Source organism: Cupriavidus sp. OV096 (assembly GCF_900115455.1).
Taxonomy (GTDB): domain Bacteria; phylum Pseudomonadota; class Gammaproteobacteria; order Burkholderiales; family Burkholderiaceae; genus Cupriavidus.
The window spans coordinates 576,546-596,133 of sequence record NZ_FOWM01000004.1 but is presented as its reverse complement, the minus strand read 5'-3'; the positions used below and the strand labels follow the sequence as shown (position 1 = coordinate 596,133).

Genomic DNA, 19,588 nt, shown 5'->3' with positions numbered 1-19,588 from the left:
AACTTTTCTAGCGGCCACCCATCTCCGGCGATGCTGCGATGCTGTGAACCGCAGTAGACATGTCACACCGTTGAGACACCGCCAGCCGCATGGCTGCGTGGGGGCCCCGTGCAATTGCGAAAAAACCGTGATTTTTCAGTGGCTTGGCGCGGCGCCTAGGGGAACCCCGCAACGCTGCGGCCCGTTACGGCGGTGAAACAGCCGGGCCGAGGTGACCGCTACGCAATCACATGGCCTGTGCGAAGTGCCTGATATGTCAAGAATTGCAATCCCTGATAGGCACCCTACCCCGCGCCCCGGCGCCAGTGCGACGTGAGCACCGGCTTTCAGAGGGAATCCCGCCCGGCGGCGGGCCTTTCTTGCGCGCGCCGCGCCGGCGATGCGGGACCGCAACAAATGCGGGCGTACGGAGTGCTCAGAGCGCCGCCAGCCTGTTTCATGCTAGGCTCTATGTCTGATTTAACGTACATTAGTCTCGTCTAGGACTTGTCAGCGCATCCGCAAGGGAAACCATGAGTGAAGCCGTCGTTCCCCTGTATCACCAGATTTACGTAGTCCTCCGCCAGCAGATCGTGGAAGGCCGTTTCGGGCAGGGCCCGCTGCCGGGCGAGATCGACCTCGCCAAGCAGTTTCACGCCTCCCGCGTGACCATGCGCCGCGTGTTCGACCGCCTGGTGCAGGAAGGTCTCGTGCGGCGTCATCGTGGCCTGGGGACCTTCGTGAACCCGCATCCGGTGAAGCCGGCCGCCACCGAAGAGCGCACCACCAGCCTGCTCGGCAACATCATCGACATGGGCGAGAAGACCGCCGTCAAGGTGATCTCGATCGACGAAGTGCACGCCACCCCCGATGTGGCCGAGGCGCTCAAGATCGAACCGGGCGACCCCGTGGTGAAGGTCGTGCGCGTGCGCCACTACCGCGACCGTCCGCTCTCGCATATCACCGTCTACCTGCCCGTGGACCTGGGCCGCCCGCTGCAACGCAAGGATCTGGAAGGCACGCCGATCCTGCGCCTGCTGGAGGCCGCCGGGGTGGAACTGGGCCGCGCCAGCCAGGTGCTGACCGCGCGCCTGGCCGACGTGGTGGTGGCCCCGCTGCTCGACGTCCCCGTGGGCGGCGCGCTGCTGGCCGTGCGCCGCGTGGTGCTCGACAAGGCGGGCCGCCCGGTGCAGCTGCTGCTGGGCCAGTACCGGCCCGACCGCTATGAGTACCGCATGGACCTGTCGCCGATGGGCGGAGACAGCGCCAACGTGTGGGTGGAAAACGAGACCCGCACCGGCCTGCGCGACTGACCCCCCTCCTGTCCACTGCCGCGCGCGGCGGATTCCGGGCGATACTGCGCACTCCTGATCACACTGTCGAGGAGCTACCGTCATGCCAGTCGTCCGCCCGCGCGCGCACCAGCTCGCTTGTCCGCCTGCCTGTCCGCCCGCCCGCGCTGCTGTTCTTCGCCCCTTCCACCGTCTGTTCCAACACCTTCCCGCCGCGCTGATGGCTTCGGCCTCGGCGGCGCTGTGCGTGGCACTCGTGCTGCCCGCCGGCGCGCACGCCGCGGTAGCCGGCGGCAAGCCGATCCGCATCCTCGTGGGTGCGCCGGCCGGCGGCACCACGGACACCCTCGCGCGCACCATCGCCCAGGAAATGTCGCAGTCGCTGGACCAGCCGGTGGTGGTGGAGAACCGTCCCGGCGCCGGCGGCAACATCGCGGCGGACATGGTGGCCAAGAGCGCGGCCGATGGCAGCACGCTGCTGATGAGCTTCACCAGCCATACCATCAACGCCACGCTCTACAAGAAGCTGCCGTTCGATCCGATCCAGGATTTCACGCCGATCACGCTGGTGGCCACGGTGCCGAGCGTGCTGGTGGCCACGCCGAAACTGCCGGCCAACAACATCCCCGAACTGATCCGGCTGGCCAAGTCCGAGCCGGGCAAGCTCAATTTCGGCATCGGCTCGGTTGGCTCGTCGGTGCATCTGGCCGGTGACATGTTCAAGATGATGACCGGCACCTATATCGTCAACATCCCCTACAAGGGCACCACGCCGGCCATCACGGACCTGCTCGCCGGGCAGGTGGACCTGATGTTCGCCAGCACGCTCAACGTCGCCCAGCACGTGAAGGCGGGCAAGCTCAAGGTGCTGGGCGTGACCAGCCCCGCGCCGCTGCCCCAGTTCCCGGGCGCGCAGCCGATTGGCGCGACGGTGAAGGGTTTCGAGTCCAGCGCGTGGTTCGGCCTGTTCGGGCCGGCCAACCTGCCGCCGGAGGTGACCCAGGCGCTGTATCAGGCCGCGCGCCACGGGCTGGAATCGCCAGCGGTGCGCAAGCGGCTCGAGAACGACGGCGCCCAGCCGAGCGCGATGGCGCCGGACGCCTTCGCCACCTTCGTCAAGCAGGACGTGAAGCGCTGGGCCACCGTGGTCAAGTACTCGGGAGCCCAGCCGGAATGACGCTGCCGAGCGGCCACGCCGCCGAGCCCCCCGCCGCCCCGCCGGCCACGCTGGCGCAGAAGCTGGTCGCCCGGGCCGCCGGCGTGGCGCACGTCACGCCCGGCACGGTGGTGATGTGCAAGGTCGATCTGGCGATGGCGCACGACTCCAGCGGCCCGCGCCGCGTGGCACCGTTGCTGCGCGAGCTGGGCGTCAAGGTGTGGGATCCCACGCGCTTCGTGGTGGTGACCGACCACTACGTGCCGGCCGCCGACCCCGACGCCGAGGCCATCGTCCAATTTACGCGCGACTGGGTCCGCGAGGCCGGCATTTCGAACTTTATCGATGGCCAGGGCATCTGCCACGTGGTGCTGCCCGAGCAGGGCCACGTGCTGCCGGGCCGCTTCATCGTCGGCGGCGACAGCCACACGCCCACCGGCGGCGCGTTCGGCGCCTATATGTTCGGCATCGGCGCCACCGAGATGGCCGGCGTGCTGGCCACCGGCGAGATCTGGCTGCGCGTGCCGCAGACCATCCGCATCGACTGGCGCGGCGCGCTGGGCACCGGCGTCTGCGCCAAGGACATGATGCTGTTCCTGTGCGCGCAGCTCGGCATGGCCGGCGGCCACTACGAGGCCATCGAGTACACCGGCGCCGCCGTCACCGCCCTGCCGATGCAGGAACGCATGACGCTGTGCAATATGAGTACCGAACTGGGCGCGCAGACCGGGCTGGTTGCGCCGGACGCCACCACGCTCGCATGGCTGGCCGAAGCCGGCGTGGATGCCGCCGCGCTGGCCGCCATCGACACCCGCCACTGGCGCAGCGACGCCGGTGCGCCGGTCCTGACCACCCATTGTTTCGATGCCAGTACGCTCGCGCCGCAGGTGGCCGCGCCGCATTCGCCGGCCAACAGCGCGCCGGTGGAAGTCAGCGCCGGCCAGCCGGTGGAGATTGCCTACCTGGGCGCTTGCACCGGCGCCAAGCTCGAGGACCTGCGCATGGCGGCCAGCGTGCTGCGCGGGCGCAAGGTGGCGCCCGGCGTGTCGCTGCGCGTGGCCCCGGCCTCCCTGCGTGACCAGGAACAGGCCGCGCGCGAAGGCACGCTGCAAGTGTTGACCGATGCCGGCGCCGCGCTGCTGCCCAACGCCTGCAACGCCTGTGCCGGCTATGGCGCGAGCCGCTTCCCGGCCGGCAGCCACGCCATCGCCTCCACCGCGCGCAACTTCGCGGGACGCATGGGCGATGCCGGCAGCGAAGTCTGGCTGGGCTCCCCGATGACCGTAGCTGCCAGCGCGGTGACCGGGCGCATTACCGATCCCCGCACGCTGCTCGCCTGACTCGCTGCACCCGCATCATCCGTAGCATCCCCATAAAAACCAGAAAGAGACAGACAACGCGTTACATGCCCCCCGCCCCCGAATTCCCCCTGCCGCAAGCCGGCCGGATCTGGCGCTTTGGCGATGATGTCGATACTGACGCCATGGCGCCCGGCACCTATATGAAGGCCGGCATCGACGTGCTCGCCCAGCATTGCCTGGCCTCGCTGCGGCCGGAGTTTCCGGCCTCGGTGCGCCCCGGCGACCTTGTCGTGGCCGGCAGCAACTTCGGCATGGGGTCGTCGCGCGAGCAGGCCCCGCAGGCGCTGCGCCACCTCGGCGTGGCGGCCGTCATCGCGCCATCCTTCGCGGGACTGTTCTATCGCAACGCGCTCAATCTTGGCCTGCCGGTGATGGTGTGCGCCGAGGCGGCGCTACTGGCCGATGGCGCGCGCGCCACGCTGGATCTGGACGGCGCGCGTATCCGGCTCGAAGACGGCACGCACCTGGCGTGCGAGCCGATGCCGGACTTCCTGCGCGCGCTGCTACGGGCGGGTGGGCTGGTGCCGCACCTGAAGGCCCGGCTGGCTGCCCGCGGCGGTGATCGCTGACAACTGCGCCTCACGCAGCAGGGTCAGCGCCTCTTCGTCACTGGTCTGCGTGAAGTCGAGGTAGAAGGCGCCCACGGCGCCGAAACTGTCCGGGGTCTTCAGGCACACCACTTCGTCGGCCACTTCGCGCAGCGAATCGAGCCCGTCCGCCGCCCCGACCGGGGTGGCCGCCACGACCCGCGCCGCGCCGGCGGCCCGCACCGCGTGCAGGGCCGCGCGCATGGTGGCGCCGGTGGCCACGCCGTCATCGACGACGATCACCTGCCGCCCCTGCATCGCCGTCACGGCGTGCCCGCCGCGATAACGCTGCTGGCGCCGGCAGATCTCGTTGAGCTGGCGGCCGCGCTCGGCATCGAAGGCGCCGGACTCCACCGAACGCTGCGCCCACGGATCGTCATTGACCACGGTATGCGGCTCGCCGCCGCTGGCATCGCCCTCCACCACCGCGCCCAGCGCCAGTTCCGGGTAGCCGGCGGCGCCGATCTTGCGCACCAGCAGCACGTCCAGCGCGCCGTCCAGCGCGCGCGCCACCTCGAAAGCCACGGGTACGCCACCGCGCGGCAGCGCCAGCACGAGCGCCGGCTGGCCATCATCGGTATGGCCCATCCCGCGTTCGGCGAGATCCCGGCCCAGATAGGTGCCCGCCTCGCGGCGGTCGGCATAGCACGGCGGTAGTGTCATGGCGTGCTCCCGCAGGCGTTGGCGGTGACTGGAAGGACAGGGGGACAGGCGCCGCGAGGGAGCGGCTCCCCAGCCCACTATAGACCCGTCACGGGAAGGCGGCGGCGCTTTCTGGGGCGAGTGATGGGGGAAGGGTGGACCCTATCGGCCCGATAGGTCCCGACGATTGATGGCGATCGTGAAATAGTGTTTTGAGGCGCGCCCCGATGATCGATACGCATTGCTTGCGTAGGATTCAACCCGTGGCGGCGATCCCGCCCGTCGAACTTCCAGACCCCGGCGCCCAGAACGCGCCATTGACTTGAGCGAGCGTTACCGTGAATCCGCAACAGACTTCCCGCACCGACGACCAGACCGCCCAGCACGACCTGGACCTCGACATCCCCTTCGGCTCGCTCGACGCAGCCGCCATGGCGGAACTGCCCTACACCTTCCGCCAATCGGGCCATTGCACGCGCTACTACAACGAGTTCTTCGGCTGAAGCCAGCCTCCGGGGCCCTAGGCCTCGCGTGGCCGGCAGATCATGAAGACTTGCGAACTGAGCCACCACGGCAGCTGACGCAGGGGGCTGGTGGATTCGGCTTCCACGTCGAAGCGCATGCTCACCTGCGCGCGCAGCTTGCGGAAGTCGAAACCCTTGTGGGTATGGCGGGGATTGTCCGGCCGCGTGACCGGCAACCCCATCAGCGCCCGCAGTGCCTCGCCCGGCGTGTGATCCATGCGTAACGTGCGCTCGCTGACCATGCCGTTGAGCAGCTTCGGCACGATGGCGACGCCATACATCACCGGCACCGAGATGATCAGCGTGCCGCTGGGGCGCAGGATGCGCAGGGCGTCGTCGAGGAAGGTGTCGACCTCGTCCGCATAGAGGTGCTCGCAGACTTCGAACGCGGTCAGCATGTCCACCGAGTCGGCGGGCTGGGCGTCCATTTCGGCCAGATAGCGGATCTCGGGGTAGTCCGGGGTCTTGTAGGGGTCGAGTCCGGCCAGCGACAGGTCAGGCCGCGCCTGGCCAAGCCGGTGCAGGAACAACCCCGGCCCCGCGCCGAAGTCCACCACCGTGCCGCCGTGCGGGCAGCGGGCGGACACCATGCCGAGGCCCAGCGCGATCCGGCTCCGGTGCGCAAAACGTGCCAGCGGGTTGGACGCGTTGATGGTCTGCTTGTCGTAAGTGATCTGCATGGCCCGTGTCTCCCCCTGGGTTGCCGCATGGCAGTTTCCTGCATTCTGGCGAGGGGAGGCGCGCGGCCTCTGTGCGATCCGACACACGGAAATGCCGGGGCGGCCTGCCCGCCCCGGCGCCCTTCAATACGTCTTGTAGGGCAGGAACTTGCCGGACATCTCGATCCGGACGCGGTCCCCGTTGGGGTCCGCTTCGCGCTGGAGGTCCATGCGGAAGTCGATGGCACTCATGATGCCGTCGCCAAATTCCTCATGGATCAGCGCCTTGAAAGTGGTGCCGTAGACGCTGACCAGCTCGTAGAAGCGGTAGATCAGCGGGTCGGTGGGGACCTGGGTGGGCAGGGAGCCCTTGTAGGGCACGGTGCGCAGCCACGGTTCGGCTTCGGCGGGGAGGTCGAAGATCTCCATCACGGCGCGCGCGCCGGCTTCGTCGAACACCATCTGGCCCAGGCACGCGGCCGTCGTCCATTCCTTGCTCTTGCCCACGCGCTCGGCCACCTGCGCCCAGGAAATCCCGCGCCTGACCTTGGCTTCGATGATCAGATCGGTCACGTCACTGCGATTCATGTTCCCTCCGTTGGTATTTGGCATTGGCCCGGGAGAGAACGGCGGATGGGGTCACGGCACGCTGGAGCGCTCCATGACCGCGACGGCATCGCCCCTGTCTTCGAACTGCATCCGCGCGAAACGCGGCACCGACAGCGGGCTCAGGCCTTCGAGCGCCTGCAGGATCAGCACGATGAACATGACCGGCATGACGTCCTCCCTCGGGAATACGGCGAACAGACTGGCGCAAGCTTCGTGCCACGCGCGCGGCCCCGGAATCGGCTGCCGATGACGCACCGTGGGGCGTTTTCGGAGACCGGCGAGGGCGTCGGCGCGGGGTGCGCACCGTTGCGGGGAAGCCCGCCGTGCGGGGCGCACAGGCTGAAGCGTACCCGTTTCTGCGCGAAGCGTGGCGACGTCAATGGATCAGGACAGCGCTGCCCCCGTGGCAAATCTTTGCAGCAGACATTTCCGATGTAACGCCACATTACCCTGGGCCTTGCGGCCAGCCCCGCCGCGGGCGTAGGCGTCACTTCGCCGCAAAGCCTTATCCGACAAGGGCTGGCGGGCGATGGGCCAAGCCGATTGGGAGGCGTTTTCGCCGCATCCGGCGCGAAGACTGCCTTACAAGTGCAACCGCGCGGGGCGGGGGTGCGTCGCTACAGTGAAGCCGTGTTCAACGCGAACCGCCACCGAGCGAATCGCATACGGAGTCCCACATGAAACGCGCCATCGCCCTGACCCTTTTGCTGGCCACCACGAGCGCCCTGCTTTCGGCCTGCATCGTCGTGCCGCCGCGCGGCGGCCATTACCACTACCACGACCGCGGCCGCTATTGATCGGCCACGGCGTCGGACTTCATCGAACAAACCCAATCCCGCAGCTTGCTTTGCCCGACCGGATGACCCGGTAGAAGGAGAACCACCATGAAACGCCAACTGATGCTTGCCGCCGCTGTCCTTGCCGCCGGGAGTGCCTTCGGGCTGATGTCGCCCGCCCAGGCCCATGGCAATGGCTACGACGACCGCCCGCCGCCGCCGCGCCATGAAGTGCGCCCGGCGCCGCGGCCCGGCAAGGTCTGGGTGCCTGGCCACTACGACCGCGTGCAGGGCAACTACGCCTGGCGCGGCGGCTATTACCAGGCGGCGCGCCCCGGCTACCGCTATGTGCCGGACCGCTGGGTGCAGAGCCCCCGCGGCTGGGTGAGGCGTCCAGGGTATTGGGCGCGCTAAGCGTAGCCATTGAATAAGGAAACGGGCCGGACCATGGGCATGTGGTCCGGCCCGTTTCCTTTTCGTTTCCCTTCCTTTTCCTATTCCGGCAATCGGTCCATTGGGCTTTCAGCCCTCCCCCGGGAGGTGGGGTGTATCCCCACGAAGGTGGGTGGCAAGCCGGGCGCCGCCCCCTTAACACCCTCGATTACTTTCCTCCGGAGGTGGGATTTCACTCTCATCCTTTTGCACTAGGCCACGAGACTCCCCACGAAAGGAGAACTGCTCCTGCCGCCATCCGCCAGTCATTTTGTAATGGTTGCAAAACTGGCGCATAAAGCAGACTTTCGTTAATGCCATACCCCCCAGTCGGGTGAGCTTTTTCCATTTATCGTGTGTCTTTTATTCAATATGGTTGCAGTGGTGAAACATATTCGGGACCGCCTGTATCAGGCCTGCAACCGGGCGGCCAGCCTGTGCCAGATGGCGTTTGGCGAACATCGCCGCCCAAACGCATGAGGGGTGGCTCGGTTTAGCAACGGATTATGAGTTCGTTTTCATTCCACCTCAGCAGACGCTGAATTCCACCCGCTTGCTTTCGGATGAACCAGCCCATAAGATGAATTTAAGCCGAATTTAGGAGCGAGATTTTTTCGGGTTAGGGTTCGGGTCAACCTTCCGGTCGCGCGGCAAAGTCCAATCTCACAACTGGACATCGACTGACACGGAAGCACGGGGTTCAAGCGGTCTTCGCGGCATCTGTCATGGGTGGCCGCCCTGCCGGTGATATTCCCTTACGCAAAGCGCCCGCAGCTCACCCGCCAACGGGGAGTGAAGAATAATGAACGCCTTGCTGATCGAGGAGCATCCACTGCTCCGCCTCGGGCTGTTGCAGATGCTCGAAACCATCCAGGAATCCGGACATGTACTGGCGCTTGCGCCAGCCGACATCGGCAAACTGGACACCCCACACCGCAATGCCGACCTGCTGGTCTTCGGTATGCCCGCCGACGAGTTCGCCGGCTGGACACAACTGGAACTGGCGCGCGAACGGCTTGCGCCGCAACGCATCCTGGTGCTGTCCGACCAGCTGCCGCTGCATGCGCCCACGGCTGACGCCGCGCGGGGTATCTGCGGCTGCCTGCCGAAATCGGCCTCGCTGGCCGTGATCGAAGCCGCCATCCGGCTCGCCATCTCCAGCGTGCAGGGCCTGATGTTCGCGGGCGATGCCCTGCCGGCCGCCGTGGCGACCGCCCCGGCCGCCTCGCGTTCGGCGCTGCCGGCCACGCTGTCGCTGGCTTCGGCTGCGCCGCTGCCGCTGACCGCCACGGTGCAGACCGATCCGCACGCGCTGGCCGCCTGCGCCGCCACGCCCCGCGCCGCAATGGGCGCCCTGCGTGCCACGGCCCAGCCGCTGACCGAGGACGAACCGAGCTACGACGAAGCCGAGATGCTCAAGATCACGCCGCGCCAGTACGAGGTATTGGTGCTGCTGGCACGCGGCTATCCGATCAAGACGGTCAGCCGCATGCTCAATATCTCGGTGGCCACGGTGAAGAGCCACGCCTGCACGCTGTACCAGCGCCTGAAGGTCAAGAACAAGGGCGAAGCGGTCTACGCCGCGCTGCAACGCGGCGCCACGCTGGACTGGGTCAGCGGCGACGAGCGCGCCACGCGCGCGGCGCCGGCGGTACGGCGCGAGGCGTCCTTCCCCACGCAGCCCGGCATCTGAGCCGCGTTTGCTCCCCCCTCCCCGGGGCTCCCCGCGCGCAGGCGCGGGAGCCGGGGAGTGAGTGAGCGAGCGTACAGACCCCGGTGGCCGCGCCTCCCAGACTGACGAAGACAGCCGCACAGGCTGCAAACGACGATACGGGCACCAGCCCGACGGGAGAAATCGCCATGTCAGCCAGCTTCCTGCCGACGTTCTCGCTGTGCATCTGCACGCGAAACCGGCCCGACGACCTGCGCCGCGCGTTGCAATCGGTCCAGACCTCCACGACGCCCGTGCACCAGCTGATCGTCTCCGACGACAGCACGGATTACCGCACGCGCGACATGATGCTGGGCGAGTTCCCGGCCATCACCTACGTCGAAGGGCCGCGCCGCGGCCTCTGCGCCAACCGCAACCGCGCCCTGGCTGCCGCCACGGGCACGCACGTGCTGTTTATCGACGATGACGCCACGCTGGGCGAGACCTTCCTCCAGCAGATGGCCGAACGGCTGCTCGACGACCACGTGCACCACGTGGCCGCCGGCGGGCCCGCCAACCGGCTGATCCTGACCGGCACCGAGGTCTGCCACGGCGAGCGCGTCCGGCCGCACAAGGGCGCCTTCCTCGGCTTCCAGCAGCACAACTACCGCTGCGGCGAGCGCATGTACTCGATCGTGATCAACAGCACCGTGTTTCCGCGCGAGCTGTTCGAACACGTGGCCTTCGACGAGCAGCTGGTCTATGGCTACGACGAGATCGACCTGGCCAGCCGGGCGGTGTTCAAGCACAACTTCCGCATCGAATGGCTGGCCAGCGCGGCCAATCATCATTTCCCGTCGCCAGCCAACCGCGACTACTACCGGCCGTTCCTGCACGCCTCGCGCATCTACACCACGTTCAAGCGCTATGGCTGGAGCGAACGCCGCCCGGCCAAGGCCGCGGTGTTCCTGATGGCGGCCGTGTCCCACAACCTGGCCCACAACGTGCGCCAGCAGGGGCTGCGCGGCGTGGCTGAGGCGTGGCGCACCACGCGGCTGGCCTGCGGCTACATCCACCGGCACGCGCGCGGCGCGGGCACCACCGGCGGCGTGACGCCGATAACCGCCGACTCGGTGACCGGTTCGGCAACCGGTTCGGCAACCATCACGCCACGCTGATCTATCTAATTAGTCAGGAAGGAAGTCAGACGGCGGGCGCGTCCTGCGCCACGCCGTCTCGGCGTGCCACGTCGGCCACGATGCGGTCCACGGCCGTGAGCATGGCCTGGGGGGAGAAGCGCGCCACCGCTGCCGCGCGGGCGCGGACGCCCATCCGGTCGCGCTCGGCGGCGTCAGCCAGCCGGGTCAGGGCCGCCGCGAGCGCCGGGGCATCGTCGCAGGGGATCAGGATGCCGGTCTCGCCATCGTCGACGATCTCGGTGACACCGCCGGCCGCCGTCGCCACCACCGGGCGCGCCGCCAGCATGCCCTCCACCACCACACGGCCGAATGGCTCGGCGCGGGTCGAGGCATGCACCACCACGTCCATGCAGTGCATGAGTTCGGCCACATCGGCCCGGAAGCCGGTGAAATGGACGCGCCCCGCCAGGTCCGGCTGCGCCGCGCGCTCGCGCAGCGACGCCTCGTAGGCGTGCTCGCCGAACAGCGCCCCGCCCACCACGACCATGGTGGTGTCGGGCATGCGCGACACCGCATCCATCAGCACGCGATGGCCCTTCCAGGACGTCAGCCGGCCGAACAGGCCGACCACCAGGCCCCGGGCGGGCAGGCCGTTCGCCACGCGCAGCGCCATGCGGTCGCGCTGCAGCGCGGCGTCGAACGGCGCGGGATCGATGCCGTTATGCACCACGTCCACCGGCACGCCTTCGCCGGCCAGCCTGCGGAACGCGTCCGCGCTGGCCTGCGAGTTGGCCACCACGCGCGAGAGCCCGCGCGACAGCCAGCGGATCGCCAGTAACTGCGTGCCGCCGAAAAAGCTGTCATCGACGATATCGCGCAGGTGCCAGACCACCGGGCGGCGGTGCAGCCACTTGCCGAGCACGCAGACCGCCATGGCGCGCTGCGTGTTGGCGTAGACCACGTCCGCGCCAGCCGCACGCCGGGCCACGCGCCGCACCAGCGAGGGCAGCGCCAGCAGGCCGCGCAGCGCGCTCGCGCCGAATCCGCGCTGGCGCAGCGCCGCCACGGCGTCGCTCGCCTCCACGCGCACCACCACGCCCTGCGCGGCCAGGCGCTCGCGGAACGGGCCGTCGGCGAGCAGCACCACCTCGCTGTCATGCCGGCGATGCCGCGCGATGTCGAGCAGGCTGAGCTGCGCACCGCCGATCTCGCCGCTCTGGTCGACGAACAGCACGCGCCGTGCAGGCGACGGCTGATGGTTGCCCGTCCTGGCGCCATGGGCCAGCAGGTCTACGTGCAGCATACGTGGGGGGTCCTGTTCAGCCATGGCGCGCAAGCTCCTTGGCGGGCTCGGTCACGCCGGCGACGGGAAGGGGGGCATGGGGGACGTGCTGGGGCGGTCGCGCCCCCGCCAACTGCTCGGCCAGCAATTCGGTGTAGATGGCGCCGTAGTCGCGCTCCACGCGGTCCACGCGCAGCCAGTCGATGTCCTGTGCGGCGCGCGCGCGCCAGCCGTCGAGCGTGTCGCGGTCGCGCAGCAGGCTCGACAGCGCCTCGCCCAGCAGGCGGGGCCGCTGGGCCGGCACGATCAGGCCCGCCGCGCCGTAGCCGAGCGCCTCGGGCACGCCACCCACCGCCGTGGCGACGATGGCGCAGCCCGCCTCGCGGGCTTCGCTCAGCACCAGCGGGAACGACTCCGAGTGCGAGGCCAGCACGAATACGTCGGCGGCCCGCATCCACGGCCGGGGGTCGCGCGCGAAGCCGGGCAGGTGCACGGCGTCGCTGACGCCCAGATCCTCCGCCAGCTGCACGCAGGCGGCGCGGTCCGGGCCGTTGCCGACCAGATAGAGCTGCGCGCCCGGCACGGCGCGGTGCACATCGGCGAAGGCATCGATCAGATCGAGCACGCCCTTGCGCGCGTAGAGGCCGGATACCGTGACGATCGACGGCCCCGCCAGCGTCTTTCGTGCCGCCGGCAGGCGCGCCAGCCGGGCCGAGCCGATGGTGCCGTTGCGCACCACGCGAATCTTGTCCGCCGGAATGCCGCGCCCGATCATCGACGCCGCCACGGCGCCGCTGACGGCCACCACGCGGTCGCCCAGGCGCATCAGGTCCGAGCTGCGCTGGAATTCGTTATGGACCGTGGTCACCAGCGCGTAGCGCCCGCCGCCCGCGCGGCGCGCCAGCGCGCCGACCAGCGCCCCGGACACCATATGCGCGTGGACGATGTCCGGCGTGGTCTCCCGCGTCAGACGGCGCAGTTCGCGCACCGCCAGCGGCAGCGCGAGCGGCTTGCGCTGCGCCAGCGTCACGTGCCGCACGCCCGAGCCGGCCAGCAGTTCGCCAAACCCGCATTCAGCGGAGGCGATGGTGACCGCGTGCCCGGCCGCGGCCTGCGCCACCGCCAGGTCCACCATGACGTTCACGATGCCGTTGCCGACATCGCGGGCGTGGTTGGCCAGGTGAAGGATCCTCATGTCTTCCCTTCGTGGTTAGCGGGCGCGGCGACATCCGGTGCCGCGCCATCGGGCGTGGGGCGCGGCGACACGCGCCGCCAGGCCGACTTCGCCACATCCCGGAACGTAGCCGAGCTGTGCAGCGACCATCCCATGTTGCAAAGGGCGAGCGCCGTGCCCGCCGCCAGGCAAGGGAGCCAGCCGTCCACGTGCGATGCCAGCAGCAGCGCCAGCGCCACGAACACCAGGTGCGGCGCCATCTCATGCACCAGCGGCCTTGCGCGCATGCCGCAGAGCCGCAGCAGCGCCGCATACTCGGCCACCCCGCGCACCAGCACCGCCATCACCGCACCCTGGATGCCGAACACGTAGACCCCGCCCCACAGCAGCAGCGCAAACGCCGGCAGCAGCAGCAGCGACACGTGCGCCACACCCGCCTCCTTGCCTTGGGCCAGCATGAGGTTGCGCGCCACGGTCGTCTGTCCGCCAAGCCACACACCCAGGATCATGATCCGGCCGATCTCGCCCGAGCTGGACGACAGCTCCTGCCCCACCCACGAGCGCAGGAACGGCTCCAGCACGAACAGCGCGCCAATCGTCACCGGCGTGAGCAACGTCTGGAGAAAGCCGAGCGCGTGATGGGCGATCTCCACCGCCTCCTCGCGCGGGGCGGCGGCCAGGCGCGGGAACAGCGTGCGCGAGAGCGCACCCGAGAGCAGGTTCAGCCGGGACACCAGGTTCTGCGGCACCGCGTAGTACGTGACGAAGCGCGGCGGCTGGAGCGCGCCGACCACCACGCGGTCCAGCGACTCGCCGATCATGTTGGCCGCCACGGTCAGCTGCAGCCAGCGGCCGTAGCCGAACAGCGCGCGCACGCAGGCGCGCTGGGCCCGCTGGACGGTGTCGATCTCCAGCACCCGCACCGCCGCCACGCCCAGCATCAGCGCACTGATGGCCCGGGCGATCACCGCCGTGCACAGCGCCACCTGCAGGGTTGGCGCGAACACGAAGGCCGCCGTCACCGGCAGCACCTGGAACATCACCGTGCCGATGGTCTGGTTGATGTTGAAGACCGAGAAGCGCTCTGCTGCGCTGATGGCCCCGGCGAACACCAGCGCCACGTTGCCGACCGGGATCGACAGCGCGATCCACGGCAGCGCCCGCGTCACCTCGTTCAGCAGCGCCTCGGGCGCGTGCGTGGCCCAGTGGAAATAGGCGCCGGCCACGCCCCACAGGATCACCGCGCCGATCAGCCCGGTGACCAGGCTGGTCCAGAGCGCGCTCCAGAACGTCAGGGCGATGTCGGTGCGGTCGGCGACGGCCAGCGCGCGGGCGATGCGCTTCTCGCCGGCCAGGCTGATGCCGAAGTCGCACAGCGTGAAATAGCCCACCAGCACCCAGACCAGCGTCATCACGCCGAAGCGGTCCACGCCCAGCACCTTGATATAGAGCGGCACGGTGACCAGCGACACCAGCGTCGGCAGGGCGAGCCCGGTCAGGTTGATCAGCAGGTTGCGCCGCAGGGTGACGTCCATCATGGCCGTTTCGCCTCCCCGGCCGATGCCGCCGCCACCGCCGCCGGGCGCCACCGGTACATCAGGTTCTTGCCGCGCGCGTCTTCCTCGACGAAGACCACATACTCGCCATTGGGGCGACGCAGCGCGGTGATGCCCATCGGCACATCGACCCAGCCGCTCTCGTTGCCGACCTCGCCGCCCGGCGTCATCACGCCGATATGCCGGCCGGTGCGGTTCTCCAGCACCCGCACATGGGCCTTTTCGGCCTCGACCAGGAACATGTAGTCGCCGGCCACGGCGATGCCCTCGATGCCCTGCGTCGGGCGGCGGCCCGGCAGGCTGTCCAGCTCCACCACATAGCGCGGCTTGCGCACGGTGTTGCGGCTGGTGCCGCGCCAGTTGTCGTAGCGCGCCACCACGCGCCCGATCGAGTCCCACTGGCCGGGGTCATAGGGCTTGGCGGCCGTGGCGCCGGTCAGGTACATGGTGTCGGTCTCCGGGAAATATTGCAGGCGCTGCACCTTGGTGAACGGCGCCGGCATCGGCTCGCGCTCCACGGTGTCGAAGCTGTAGTCGGGATTGCCCTGGCGGTCCAGCCCGCGCAGGCGGAAGCGGCGGATGCCCTGGTCGTAGGAGCCGGCCCAGACGTCGCCCCGGTCGTCCACCCACCAGGCCTGCATGGCGGGGGCGTCGCGGCCGCTGTTGCGCTCGAACTCGTTGGCCTGGAAGCGGGAATCGCCGTTGTCGTCGTGCCAGATCCATTCGCCCGATGGCGGCTGGAACGGCGGCCAGTTGCCTTCGATGCGCCGGGTCGAGATGAACCCCGCCGGCACGGCCAGTTCCGAGCGGGCCGGATCGAAGCGATAGATCTTGAGGTACTTGGCGTGGCGGTCCGTGAAGAAGCCGAACAGCCGGCCCTGGATGCGCCGCATCAGCGGAAAGCCGCGCCCCTCGGGGCCCGCCGCGAAGGCGGCGTCCTGCGGGTAGCGGAACGGGTCCTGCGTGATGCCGGTGTAGCGCCACTCGCTGCCGGGGTCCATGTGGTCGAAGTCGAGCCGGAAGCGCCGGGTGCCGGTGTAGGCCCAGCCGGGGTCGCCCGGATCGACATGCACGGTGTCGAGGAACAGCAGGCCCTCCAACCGCCAGCGCGGCTTGGCGTCCGGCGTGTAGCTTTCGAGCACGGCGCCGAAATGGTAGGGGCGATGGCCCACCGGGCGCGGGCCCATGCCGCTCATCGCCACGTAGATATTGCCCTTGCGATCCAGGCCCACGCTGGTCAGGCCCTGGAAGCGCAGCGGTCCCACGCTGCCCGCGCGCGCGCCGTTGCGGGTGCTGTAGGCGCCGCCGCGCTCGCCCAGCTCGCCCGCCGGGGTCACGGTGTTGCCCTCCACCTGGAACCAGAGCAGGTTCTGGTTCGGGCCGTTGTCGGCGATCAGCAGGCGGCCGTCCACGCCCACGGCGATGTCCACCGGCAGGGTGCCGGCCGGCAGCGGCACCTGCGCGGTGCGCTTGCCGTCGGCGTCGAAACGCACCACCTGCCGGCCCTGCGTGCCCGCCGTGCGCAGGATCACCCACAGGTTGCCGGCGCCGTCCGGCGCCATCTTGCCCGGCTGCTCGGCCTCCCAGGTGCCCAGCCGGCGCATGGTGCGCGTGTCGAAGCGGTCGATGCGGTTGCGCAGCGGCGTGGCCGCGTAGAGCACGTTGTTCTGCACCGCCAGCCCGCGCACGGCGGCGTCCTCGCCCTCGCGCACGGCGGTGATACGCAGGAAGCTGTTCAGCACCGGGCTCGGGTTCACGTCGTCGGCATTGCCCACCCCGCCCTCGAACGGCGCGCCGCGCGACAGGTGGTCGAGTTCGCGCCGCATCAGGCCGAACCAGACCGTGTTCTTCTCGGGATAGCCGGGCCGGTTGGCCAGCTTGCCGCCGGCATTCTCGATGCGCGCCGCCGTAAAGGCGTAGCCGTCGCCCACGGCGATCGCGTCGCCGCCGAAGTTGCCCCAGCCGTGGGTGTGGTCGCCCACGCCATCGACCTTGCCGTCGCGGATGAGCGTGATCTCGCCGCCGGCCTCGTCCCACTCGGTGTTGGTCACCACCACACCCTCCGGCGTGACGGCGATGTCCTCCACGGCGTTGGGCACCCAGCGGCCATTGCCGAACCCCAGCGTATTGCCGACCCAGGACGTGCGGTAGTCGAGCCCCGCCGCGCCCACTGGTGTGCACAGCAGCAGCAGGACGATCAGCCCCAGCGTGGCGAGGAAGGAACCGAGACAGGGACCGAAACGCGTCTGGCCTGGCCGGGGCACGCACGCGGGCGGCACCCGGTGCGCATCAGCCATCGCGCCACCCCGCAAAGCCGTCGAGCTGGTCATCGCGCACGGGCTGGGAGGCATCGTCGCCCCCGCCGGACGACTTCCCCCCGGCGGCGATGGCCCGCGCCCGCGCCACGAAGCCCAGCAGCGCCTCGCGGAACTGGTCGGCCGAGAACTGCTCGGCGTTGAGCCGGCAGTACTCGGGGCGGAACAGTTCGGGCTGGCGCTCGAAGCGCTCCACGGCGTCGATAATCGCCGGCACGGTCTGTTCGGCAAAGAACAGCCCGGTGGGCATGGCGCTTTTCTCGTCGCGCACCGTCTCCAGCGCGCCGCCCCGGCCATAGGCGATGACCGGCGTGCCGCAGGCCTGCGCCTCCACCACCGAGATGCCGAAGTCCTCCTCGGCCGCGAACAGGAAGGCCCGGGCGTGCTGCATGGTGCGGCGCATGGCCTCGAACGGCAGGTGGCCCATCACCTGCACATTGGGCCCAGCCGCCTGGCGCACCTTGTCCAGCTCCGGGCCGGTGCCGACGATGATCAGCTTGCGGTCCGGCATCTTCGCGAAGGCCTCGGCGATCAGCGGCACGCGCTTGTACGGCACCAGCCGCGACACCGTGACGTAGTAGTCCTCGCGCGGGCCGCCGGGAACGAAGGCTTCCACGTCCACGGGCGGATGGATCACGCTGGCATGGCGGCCGTAGATCTTGCGGATGCGCCGCGCCACGAACGCGGAGTTGGCGATGTAGTGGTCCACGCCATCGCGCGTGCGGGCGTCCCAGTTGCGGATGTAGTGCAGCAGCAGCCGCGCCAGCACCGAGCGCAGCCCGTATTGGAGGTTGCTCTCGCGCAGGTACTGATGCTGGAGGTCCCACGCATAGCGGATCGGCGTGTGGACGTAGCTGATATGGAGCTGGTCGGGGCCGGTCAGCACGCCCTTGGCCACCGCGTGCGAGCTGGAGATCACCAGGTCGTAGCCGGACACGTCGAGCTGCTCGATGGCGAGTGGCATCAGCGGCAGATAGCCGCGATAGCGCGTGCGCGCGAACGGCAGCCGCTGGATGAACGAGGTGGTGACGGGCCGCCCCTGCAGGAAGGCGCGTTCCTCGGCGAAGTCGATCAGGCTGAACACGTCCGCCTCGGGATAGCAGCGCAGGATCTGCTCGAGCACCCGTTCGGCGCCGGCGTAGGCCACCAGCCAGTCATGGACCACTGCAACTTTCATCTTTACTCCCTCGATCCTGCTGGCCTGTTCATTCGCATTGATTGACCGCCTCGCGGTACACCTGGGCCACCTTCGCCGCGATGACCGGCACGTCGAAGCGCTCGCGCACGTAGCGGCGGCACGCGTAGGCGTCCGGCAGCCGCAGGTTGCCGCGCAGCGCATCGGTCAGGCCGGCCGCCAGCGCGCTCATGCCGCTGGACGGCAGCACCAGCGCCTCGGACAGGTCGCGCACGGCCTCGGGCAGCCCGCCCACGGGCGTTACCAGCACCGGCGTGCCGGCCGCCAGCGATTCCACCGTGGTCAGCCCGAATCCCTCCAGCGAGAGCGTGGGCACCACGCTCACGTCCGCCGCGCGGTAGATCAGCGGCAACTGGGCATCCGGCAGCGCGCCAAGCAGCCGCACGTGATCCTGCAGGCCGATGGCGGCGACGCGCTCGCGCAGTTCGGTATCGAGCGTGCCGCGCCCGACGATCAGCAGCAGCGCATCCGGCACGCTCCGGCGCACGCTCGCCATCGCATCGATCAGATCCTCCAGCCCCATGCGCCGCACCAGCCGGCGCAGCGTCAGCACAATCGGGCGATCGGTCGGCAGGTTCAGCGCCTGGCGCGCGGCGCGGCGGTCCATCGGCACGTTGAAGCGCGCCGCATCGACACAGCCCGGCACGATGCGGATCCGCGCCGGGTCCACGCCGTAGCGCGTTTGCAGCACGCGGCCGAAGGCCATCGACAGCACGATATGGAGCCGGCAGCGCGCATAGACGGCGGCCTCCACGCGATGCTGGATGCGGCTGGCCGCGTCCGCCACGCCCTCGGCCTGGTTCTCGGCGGCCCAGGGGCCGTGGAAATGCATCACGGTCGGGTAATCGCGGATCAGGTCCAGCCCGGGCAAGGTGTAGAGGGCGAAATGCGAGGCGATGACATCGGGCTTCTCCTGCGCCAGCATCGCGCGCAGCGTCCGGCGCGCACGCAGCAGCCGCATCGGCACGCTCGCGTCGGCCGGCGCGAACGCCTTGATGGCGCCGTGGGTGTCGGCCGCCGCCGCGCCGGAGCCGGCCAGCATGCCGCGCACCTCCACCCCGGCTGCCGGCAGCGCGCCGGTCAGCGCGTGGTACATGCGGTCCAGCCCGCCCGCGCGCTCGGGAAACCAGTGCATGCCGATCTGGAACGCGGACAGCGGCGGGCGCGCGGCTTGCGCGAGTTGTGCCGCCAGCGTCTCGGGGCCGGCGTCGTTCGCGCCCGGCTGCACGCGCAGCGCGCCAGGGGGATGATGCGGTGCA

At 69.5% G+C, this 19,588-nt stretch carries 17 protein-coding genes and 1 pseudogene; 8 read left to right on the top strand and 10 right to left on the bottom strand.

Going from position 1 to position 19,588, the window contains the following annotated elements:
- The first annotated feature begins 512 nt into the window (after window positions 1-512).
- The 4 genes from BM115_RS12840 (at window position 513) to BM115_RS12825 (ending at window position 4,357) form a co-directional block, all read left to right on the top strand.
- Window positions 513-1,292 carry a GntR family transcriptional regulator gene (locus BM115_RS12840; protein WP_092294266.1) on the top strand — a complete coding sequence of 260 codons (780 nt, stop codon included), beginning with the start codon at window positions 513-515 and terminating at the stop codon, window positions 1,290-1,292.
- 82 nt (window positions 1,293-1,374) lie between these two features.
- Entirely contained in the window at window positions 1,375-2,448 is a 1,074-nt protein-coding gene (locus BM115_RS12835; protein ID WP_369823416.1) for a tripartite tricarboxylate transporter substrate binding protein, read from the top strand.
- Window positions 2,445-3,767 (top strand): 3-isopropylmalate dehydratase large subunit, encoded by a 1,323-nt coding sequence (locus tag BM115_RS12830; protein WP_092294263.1) that lies wholly within the window; start codon window positions 2,445-2,447, stop codon window positions 3,765-3,767. The genes BM115_RS12835 and BM115_RS12830 overlap by 4 nt, the downstream gene beginning before the upstream one ends.
- A 65-nt stretch (window positions 3,768-3,832) precedes the next feature.
- On the top strand, window positions 3,833-4,357 hold the full coding sequence (locus BM115_RS12825) for a LeuD/DmdB family oxidoreductase small subunit (RefSeq protein WP_092294261.1): 525 nt from the start codon (window positions 3,833-3,835) through the stop codon (window positions 4,355-4,357).
- On the opposite strand, the gene BM115_RS12820 is transcribed toward BM115_RS12825, so the two are convergent.
- Complete coding sequence (locus BM115_RS12820; RefSeq protein WP_092294259.1) at window positions 4,292-5,038, bottom strand: phosphoribosyltransferase; 747 nt, start codon at window positions 5,036-5,038, stop codon at window positions 4,292-4,294. The genes BM115_RS12825 and BM115_RS12820 overlap by 66 nt on opposite strands.
- Before the next feature lie 317 nt (window positions 5,039-5,355).
- Between BM115_RS12820 and BM115_RS27285 the strand changes: the two genes are divergently transcribed.
- Window positions 5,356-5,520, top strand: coding sequence for a hypothetical protein (locus tag BM115_RS27285; protein ID WP_177219905.1), 165 nt, complete (start codon window positions 5,356-5,358; stop codon window positions 5,518-5,520).
- 17 nt (window positions 5,521-5,537) lie between these two features.
- On the opposite strand, the gene BM115_RS12815 is transcribed toward BM115_RS27285, so the two are convergent.
- From BM115_RS12815 to BM115_RS27280, 3 genes are all read right to left on the bottom strand, one after another.
- Window positions 5,538-6,221 carry a class I SAM-dependent methyltransferase gene (locus tag BM115_RS12815; RefSeq protein ID WP_255370797.1) on the bottom strand — a complete coding sequence of 228 codons (684 nt, stop codon included), beginning with the start codon at window positions 6,219-6,221 and terminating at the stop codon, window positions 5,538-5,540.
- Window positions 6,222-6,344: 123 nt separating this feature from the next.
- A complete protein-coding gene (cynS, locus tag BM115_RS12810; protein ID WP_092294258.1) occupies window positions 6,345-6,788 on the bottom strand; it encodes a cyanase in 444 nt (147 codons plus the stop codon).
- A 51-nt stretch (window positions 6,789-6,839) separates the two neighbouring features.
- Complete coding sequence (locus BM115_RS27280; protein ID WP_177219904.1) at window positions 6,840-6,977, bottom strand: hypothetical protein; 138 nt, start codon at window positions 6,975-6,977, stop codon at window positions 6,840-6,842.
- 716 nt (window positions 6,978-7,693) lie between these two features.
- On the opposite strand from BM115_RS27280, the gene BM115_RS12805 reads away from it, so the two are divergent.
- From BM115_RS12805 to BM115_RS12795, 3 genes are all read left to right on the top strand, one after another.
- Entirely contained in the window at window positions 7,694-7,999 is a 306-nt protein-coding gene (locus BM115_RS12805) for a YXWGXW repeat-containing protein (RefSeq protein ID WP_092294256.1), read from the top strand.
- An 820-nt stretch (window positions 8,000-8,819) separates the two neighbouring features.
- Window positions 8,820-9,710: a helix-turn-helix transcriptional regulator gene (locus BM115_RS12800; RefSeq protein WP_092294254.1), complete on the top strand. Its 891-nt coding sequence runs from the start codon at window positions 8,820-8,822 to the stop codon at window positions 9,708-9,710.
- Window positions 9,711-9,877: 167 nt separating this feature from the next.
- The gene (locus BM115_RS12795; protein ID WP_092294252.1) at window positions 9,878-10,846 is read left to right on the top strand and encodes a glycosyltransferase family 2 protein; all 969 of its coding nucleotides are present in this window, start codon (window positions 9,878-9,880) and stop codon (window positions 10,844-10,846) included.
- 25 nt (window positions 10,847-10,871) lie between these two features.
- Here BM115_RS12795 and BM115_RS12790 read toward each other — a convergent pair whose 3' ends face one another.
- From BM115_RS12790 to BM115_RS12765, 6 genes and pseudogenes are all read right to left on the bottom strand, one after another.
- The gene (locus BM115_RS12790; protein ID WP_092294250.1) at window positions 10,872-12,134 is read right to left on the bottom strand and encodes a glycosyltransferase family 4 protein; all 1,263 of its coding nucleotides are present in this window, start codon (window positions 12,132-12,134) and stop codon (window positions 10,872-10,874) included.
- Window positions 12,127-13,284: a glycosyltransferase gene (locus tag BM115_RS12785; protein ID WP_092294248.1), complete on the bottom strand. Its 1,158-nt coding sequence runs from the start codon at window positions 13,282-13,284 to the stop codon at window positions 12,127-12,129. Before BM115_RS12785 ends, BM115_RS12790 begins: the two co-directional genes overlap by 8 nt.
- On the bottom strand, window positions 13,281-14,801 hold the full coding sequence (locus tag BM115_RS12780) for an oligosaccharide flippase family protein (protein ID WP_143093885.1): 1,521 nt from the start codon (window positions 14,799-14,801) through the stop codon (window positions 13,281-13,283). Before BM115_RS12780 ends, BM115_RS12785 begins: the two co-directional genes overlap by 4 nt.
- Window positions 14,798-17,116, bottom strand: a complete 2,319-nt coding sequence (locus BM115_RS12775; RefSeq protein ID WP_092294244.1) for an NHL repeat-containing protein — start codon at window positions 17,114-17,116, stop codon at window positions 14,798-14,800. The genes BM115_RS12780 and BM115_RS12775 overlap by 4 nt, the downstream gene beginning before the upstream one ends.
- A gap of 97 nt (window positions 17,117-17,213) precedes the next feature.
- A pseudogene (locus tag BM115_RS12770) lies at window positions 17,214-18,311 on the bottom strand (glycosyltransferase family 4 protein); the annotation flags it as partial.
- A 28-nt stretch (window positions 18,312-18,339) separates the two neighbouring features.
- Window positions 18,340-19,464, bottom strand: a complete 1,125-nt coding sequence (locus tag BM115_RS12765; RefSeq protein ID WP_255370805.1) for a glycosyltransferase family 4 protein — start codon at window positions 19,462-19,464, stop codon at window positions 18,340-18,342.
- Window positions 19,465-19,588: the final 124 nt, after the last annotated feature.

Bases quoted from the DNA above. Each gene is read 5' to 3' on its own strand.
- BM115_RS12840 (WP_092294266.1), top strand. From the start codon at position 513: ATGAGTGAAGCCGTCGTTCCCCTGTATCACCAGATTTACGTAGTCCTC.
- BM115_RS12835 (WP_369823416.1), top strand. From the start codon at position 1,375: ATGCCAGTCGTCCGCCCGCGCGCGCACCAGCTCGCTTGTCCGCCTGCC.
- BM115_RS12830 (WP_092294263.1), top strand. From the start codon at position 2,445: ATGACGCTGCCGAGCGGCCACGCCGCCGAGCCCCCCGCCGCCCCGCCG.
- BM115_RS12825 (WP_092294261.1), top strand. From the start codon at position 3,833: ATGCCCCCCGCCCCCGAATTCCCCCTGCCGCAAGCCGGCCGGATCTGG.
- BM115_RS12820 (WP_092294259.1), bottom strand. From the start codon at position 5,038: ATGACACTACCGCCGTGCTATGCCGACCGCCGCGAGGCGGGCACCTAT.
- BM115_RS12815 (WP_255370797.1), bottom strand. From the start codon at position 6,221: ATGCAGATCACTTACGACAAGCAGACCATCAACGCGTCCAACCCGCTG.
- cynS (WP_092294258.1), bottom strand. From the start codon at position 6,788: ATGAATCGCAGTGACGTGACCGATCTGATCATCGAAGCCAAGGTCAGG.
- BM115_RS27280 (WP_177219904.1), bottom strand. From the start codon at position 6,977: ATGCCGGTCATGTTCATCGTGCTGATCCTGCAGGCGCTCGAAGGCCTG.
- BM115_RS12805 (WP_092294256.1), top strand. From the start codon at position 7,694: ATGAAACGCCAACTGATGCTTGCCGCCGCTGTCCTTGCCGCCGGGAGT.
- BM115_RS12800 (WP_092294254.1), top strand. From the start codon at position 8,820: ATGAACGCCTTGCTGATCGAGGAGCATCCACTGCTCCGCCTCGGGCTG.
- BM115_RS12795 (WP_092294252.1), top strand. From the start codon at position 9,878: ATGTCAGCCAGCTTCCTGCCGACGTTCTCGCTGTGCATCTGCACGCGA.
- BM115_RS12790 (WP_092294250.1), bottom strand. From the start codon at position 12,134: ATGGCTGAACAGGACCCCCCACGTATGCTGCACGTAGACCTGCTGGCC.
- BM115_RS12785 (WP_092294248.1), bottom strand. From the start codon at position 13,284: ATGAGGATCCTTCACCTGGCCAACCACGCCCGCGATGTCGGCAACGGC.
- BM115_RS12780 (WP_143093885.1), bottom strand. From the start codon at position 14,801: ATGATGGACGTCACCCTGCGGCGCAACCTGCTGATCAACCTGACCGGG.
- BM115_RS12775 (WP_092294244.1), bottom strand. From the start codon at position 17,116: ATGGCTGATGCGCACCGGGTGCCGCCCGCGTGCGTGCCCCGGCCAGGC.
- BM115_RS12765 (WP_255370805.1), bottom strand. From the start codon at position 19,464: ATGCACTGGTTTCCCGAGCGCGCGGGCGGGCTGGACCGCATGTACCAC.